4 protein-coding genes are annotated in these 5,026 nt (G+C 42.7%); all 4 read left to right on the top strand.

Annotation, left to right across the window (positions count from 1 at the left end; all coding sequences use genetic code 11):
- Window positions 1-407 precede the first annotated feature (407 nt).
- On the top strand, window positions 408-1,169 hold the full coding sequence (locus tag WB217_RS00185; protein ID WP_423989511.1) for a polysaccharide deacetylase family protein: 762 nt from the start codon (window positions 408-410) through the stop codon (window positions 1,167-1,169).
- A gap of 182 nt (window positions 1,170-1,351) precedes the next feature.
- The gene (secG, locus tag WB217_RS00180) at window positions 1,352-1,585 is read left to right on the top strand and encodes a preprotein translocase subunit SecG (RefSeq protein WP_423989509.1); all 234 of its coding nucleotides are present in this window, start codon (window positions 1,352-1,354) and stop codon (window positions 1,583-1,585) included.
- A gap of 183 nt (window positions 1,586-1,768) precedes the next feature.
- Entirely contained in the window at window positions 1,769-2,515 is a 747-nt protein-coding gene (locus WB217_RS00175; RefSeq protein WP_423989506.1) for an alpha/beta hydrolase, read from the top strand.
- A gap of 35 nt (window positions 2,516-2,550) precedes the next feature.
- Window positions 2,551-4,926, top strand: a complete 2,376-nt coding sequence (gene rnr / locus WB217_RS00170; protein ID WP_423989504.1) for a ribonuclease R — start codon at window positions 2,551-2,553, stop codon at window positions 4,924-4,926.
- The last annotated feature ends 100 nt before the right edge of the window (window positions 4,927-5,026 follow it).

Raw genomic sequence — 5,026 nt, 5'->3', positions numbered from 1 at the left:
GTTTCACCTAACAATTGGTTTTTTAGGTACCCAATCGTCGTTATTGGAGCCTGTTTCTCCTAACAATTGGATTTTCAGGTACCCAATCGTCGTTATTGGAGCCCTGTTTCACCTAACAATTGGTTTTTTAGGTACCCAATCGTCGTCACTGGTGCCCTGCTTCTCCTGAAACTGTTTTTCAAGAGCGCAAATCATCGTCATTGGTAACCTGTTTTTATAAAATATGTTTTTTAATCACCATCCTGTTTCATTACCGACCTGTTTTCTTCGACTCCCTAACCCTTGCTTCTGTCTGAAATATATCAATATTGTCAGTATAAGCACCAATTTCCATAAAAAAATATGCTTCAAAGAAAAAGCAAGTGCGCAAAATATGAGGTACAAACCTAAGATAGGAGCCAGTTGATATGAAAAAGAAACTGCTTTTAGCTGGTATAATCATATTTAGCATGTTAGCCGGTGGACTCCCGCTGGCGAATGCAGCCTCAGACACACCTTCTTCTGTAAAAAGAGCCAAATTCGAAAAGACTGGCCATGTATTTTGGGATATTCCTGTAAATGAAAAGCTTGTGGCGTTAACCTTTGATGATGGACCTGATCCTAAATACACGGCACAAATTCTTGATGCACTTGCAAAATACAATGCGAAAGCTACTTTCTTCGTTATCGGAGAAGAGGCGGAAAGATATCCTGAACTCGTCAAGCGACAGGCTAGGGAAGGGCATGAAGTCGCCAATCACACTTACAGGCATCATTTCCGTGATGGGCATTCACCTGCTGTTTTGAAAAGAGAATTGGATAAAAGCGACAAGGTCATTAAGGATTTGACTGGTTATAGTCCATCCCTCTTCCGTCCAATCGCCGGTTATTATGATAAGGAAATCGTCGATACAGCATTGGCAAGCGGCTATAATGTCATCCTGTGGTCTTGGCATCAGGAAACGAGGGATTGGAGCAGGCCAGGCGCAAACAAAATCGTCGAGAACGTCATATCCGATACCAGGCCTGGAGACGTCATCATTTTCCACGATGCTGGTGGTGACCGTACTCAGACAGTCAAGGCACTCGAGAGGATTTTAGAACTCCTCTATAAAAACGGGTACAAATGTACAACGGTTTCAGATTTACTTTATAGAGCAAATTCCTTCCTGCCGGCAACACTTCGCTGATCATTTTATTATTCCTTTAATAAAATTCGCACCTGAATATCGTGATTATTTTAAAGTACACATAAATGATTTCAAATATTTAACACTTAAAAATTCAGAACTATTCGGACAAGTATTGTTTCATTCCTGAAAATGTGATAAATTTAAAATACTGTTAAGTAGGTTTTATCGGGAGGTACGTCATGCATACATTTTTAACTGTTCTTTTAGTGATTGTCAGCATCGGGCTGATCGGAGTCGTTCTGCTTCAATCAGGTAAGAGTGCTGGTCTTTCAGGTGCAATTTCCGGCGGCGCTGAGCAATTGTTCGGAAAGCAAAAGGCAAGAGGACTTGATCTGATCCTGCACCGCGTCACGGTAGTTCTATCCGTTCTATTTTTTGTTATAACTATTGCCGTTACTTATTTCAAGCTATAATACACAAATGACCCGGCTTCAATAGAGGCCGGGTTTTGTTGTGCTTGCGGGTTACATATTTCTCGTATTAATGGGTATTTACATATATAAAGGCTTTTTATTGGATTGTTAACTGGTGGTTTGTTAAAACTAAGGAAGATAATTTATCAATACTAAGATTCATAATATAGAGGGAGTAGGAAAATGAGAAAGTTAGTACCAAGACCTTTTACATTTAGAGCTGGAAAGAGAGCAGTCCTGCTGCTGCATGGTTTTACAGGGAATTCTGCTGATGTGCGGATGCTTGGAAGATTTTTGGAAGGTAAGGGATACACTTGCCACGCGCCAATTTTCAAGGGACATGGAGTACCACCTGAAGAGCTTATACATACTGGTCCTGAAGATTGGTGGCAGGATGCCATTGGCGGCTATAATTTCCTGAAGAACGAAGGCTACGAAGAGATCGCTGTAGCAGGTTTATCATTGGGCGGTGTATTCTCACTAAAAATAGGTTATACAGTTCCTGTCATGGGAATTGTACCAATGTGTGCACCTATGTATATCAAAACAGAGGAAATCATGTATCACGGCGTACTTGAATATGCAAAAGAGTATAAGAGGATGGAAGGAAAACAGCCTGAGCAAATCGAGTCTGAAGTCGATGCTTTAAGAAACGGATCCATGGATACTCTTAAAGCACTTCAGGGATTGATTGCGGAAGTCCGGGATAATGTTGACATGATTTATGCGCCAACTTTTGTTGTTCAGGCACGCAATGACCATATGATTAATCCAGATAGTGCGAATATTATTTACAATGCGGTAGAATCTGATAATAAAAAACTTAAATGGTATGAGGAATCTGGACACGTGATTACGCTCGATAAAGAGCGTGATCAACTCCACGAGGATGTTTATGCGTTTTTAGAAACGTTAAATTGGAAAGAATAAAAGGTAGAAACTTTAATAAAGGGAGGGATTTATAAATGGAAGAAAATATTAAAGGTCATATAGACAGGCTTTTACATTATATGAAGGACGAGGCTTACAAGCCGCTTACCGTCCAGGAGCTTGAAGGTGCATTTGGAATACAGGATTCTTCCACTTTCAAGGACTTTGTAAAGGCTCTTGTTGTCATGGAGGAAAAAGGACTGGTTGTCAGGACACGCAGCGACAGGTACGGTCTTCCTGAGAAGATGAACCTTGTACGGGGCCGTTTGAGCGCCCATGCCAAAGGTTTTGCGTTCGTGATTACTGAAGAGGTTGGCATGGATGATGTGTTTATTCCACCGAATGAAACAAACAACGCTATGAACGGGGATACAGTTCTCGTGCGAGTTTCTTCAGACAGCTCAGGCCAGCGCCGTGAAGGTACTGTTGTGCGCATTTTGGAAAGAGGCGTTTCCCAGATCGTGGGTACATATACCGAGAGCAAGCATTTTGGTTTTGTTCTACCAGACGATAAAAAGTTTGCGAGCGATATTTTTATCCCTAAAGACGCAGGGATGGGTGCAGTTGAAGGGCATAAAGTCGTTGTAAAATTGACTGCCTATCCTGAGGGACGCAAGAGTGCTGAGGGCGAGGTCATCGCCATCCTTGGCCATAAAAATGACCCTGGAGTGGATATTCTTTCAGTTATCCATAAGCATGGCTTGCCGACTGAATTTCCAGAAGAAGTATTAAAACAAGCGATTGATGCTCCAGACCAAATCAATGAGAGTGAGATTGCCAACCGTCGTGACTTGAGGAATGAAGTAATTGTCACCATTGATGGTGCTGATGCGAAAGACTTGGATGATGCTGTTCAGGTGACAAGGCTTGAAAATGGCAACTATAAGCTTGGTGTCCATATTGCGGATGTTACTTATTACGTAACTGAAGATTCACCAATTGACCGTGAAGCAGAGGACCGTGCTACTAGTGTGTATTTAGTTGACCGGGTAATCCCGATGATTCCACACCGCTTGTCGAATGGAATCTGTTCTTTGAATCCTAAAGTAGATCGACTGACATTGTCATGTAATATGGAGATTTCACCGGATGGCCAAGTGGTTAACCATGAAATCTATCAAAGTGTGATCAAGACAACTGAGCGAATGACTTATTTTGATGTGAACAGAATTCTGGTCGAAAAAGACGAAGAGACTCGTTCACGTTACGAATCTCTTGTGCCGATGTTTGAAATGATGGAAGAGCTCGCTGCGATCCTTCGTAAAAAGAGGATGGATAGAGGCGCCATCGACTTTGACTTCAAGGAATCGAAGGTACTCGTAGATGAAGAAGGCCATCCAACCGAAGTAGTGGTGCGTGAACGTTCTGTAGCCGAAAAATTGATTGAAGAATTCATGCTTGCAGCCAACGAAACAGTTGCTGAGCATTTCCACTGGCTTGATGTACCATTCATCTACCGTATCCACGAGGATCCGAAGGAAGATAAGCTAAGAAAGTTTTTCGATTTCATCACGAATTTTGGATATCTTGTCAGAGGATCTGCGAATGGAGTACATCCTCGGGCGCTTCAGGAAATCATTGAAGAGGTCCAGGGGAAGCCGGAGGAAATGGTTATTTCCACAGTTATGCTTCGCTCCATGCAGCAGGCAAAATATTATCCTGAAAGCCTTGGTCACTTCGGCCTTTCAACTGAATTCTATACACATTTTACATCGCCAATCCGCCGTTACCCGGATTTAATTGTCCACCGGTTAATCAGGACTTACTTGATTGAGGGTAAATTGGATCAGGCAACGAAGGAAAAATGGAATGCGATGCTGCCTGATATTGCCGAACATTCTTCAAACATGGAACGCCGCGCCGTTGAAGCTGAGCGTGAAACAGATGAGCTGAAGAAAGCGGAGTACATGGAGGACAAAGTTGGGACTGAATACGATGGTATTATCAGTTCCGTCACTAATTTTGGTATGTTTGTCGAGCTTCCGAACACGATTGAAGGTCTTGTTCATGTCAGCTATATGACGGATGATTATTACCGTTATGAAGAGCGGCAGTTGGCAATGATCGGTGAACGGACGGGCAATGTTTTCCGCATCGGCGATGAAATCACAGTTCGTGTCATCAATGTCAATAAAGACGAGCGTTCGATCGATTTTGAAATTGTCGGCATGAAGGGCACTCCTCGCCGTGAACGCCCAGCTGCTCCTAAAATCTTTAAGACTGGCAGCAATCTGAAAAAACCACGCCACGGCAAAGAAGAAGAAGGAAAATCAAGAGGCGGCAGAGGGGCCGGCAGCGGCAGAAATGGTTCTGGATCTGGCTCGGGTACTGGTTCAAAACCAAAGAACAAAAACAAAAAATTCTTTGAAAATGCTCCAGCCGCAAAACGAAAATCAAAAAAGAGAAAATAAGATACTCTTAAATGAGAGCTCCTGCTAAGGGGCTCTCTTCTATCCTGGAAGTATGTGCAGCTACTGCACTTGCCGAAGTGATCAAGAGTTCCTGCTTTTC

The sequence above is a fragment of the Mesobacillus sp. genome (assembly GCF_049588175.1).
Lineage (GTDB): Bacteria > Bacillota > Bacilli > Bacillales > Cytobacillaceae > Mesobacillus.
This window is presented reverse-complemented; position numbering and strand designations above follow the sequence as displayed.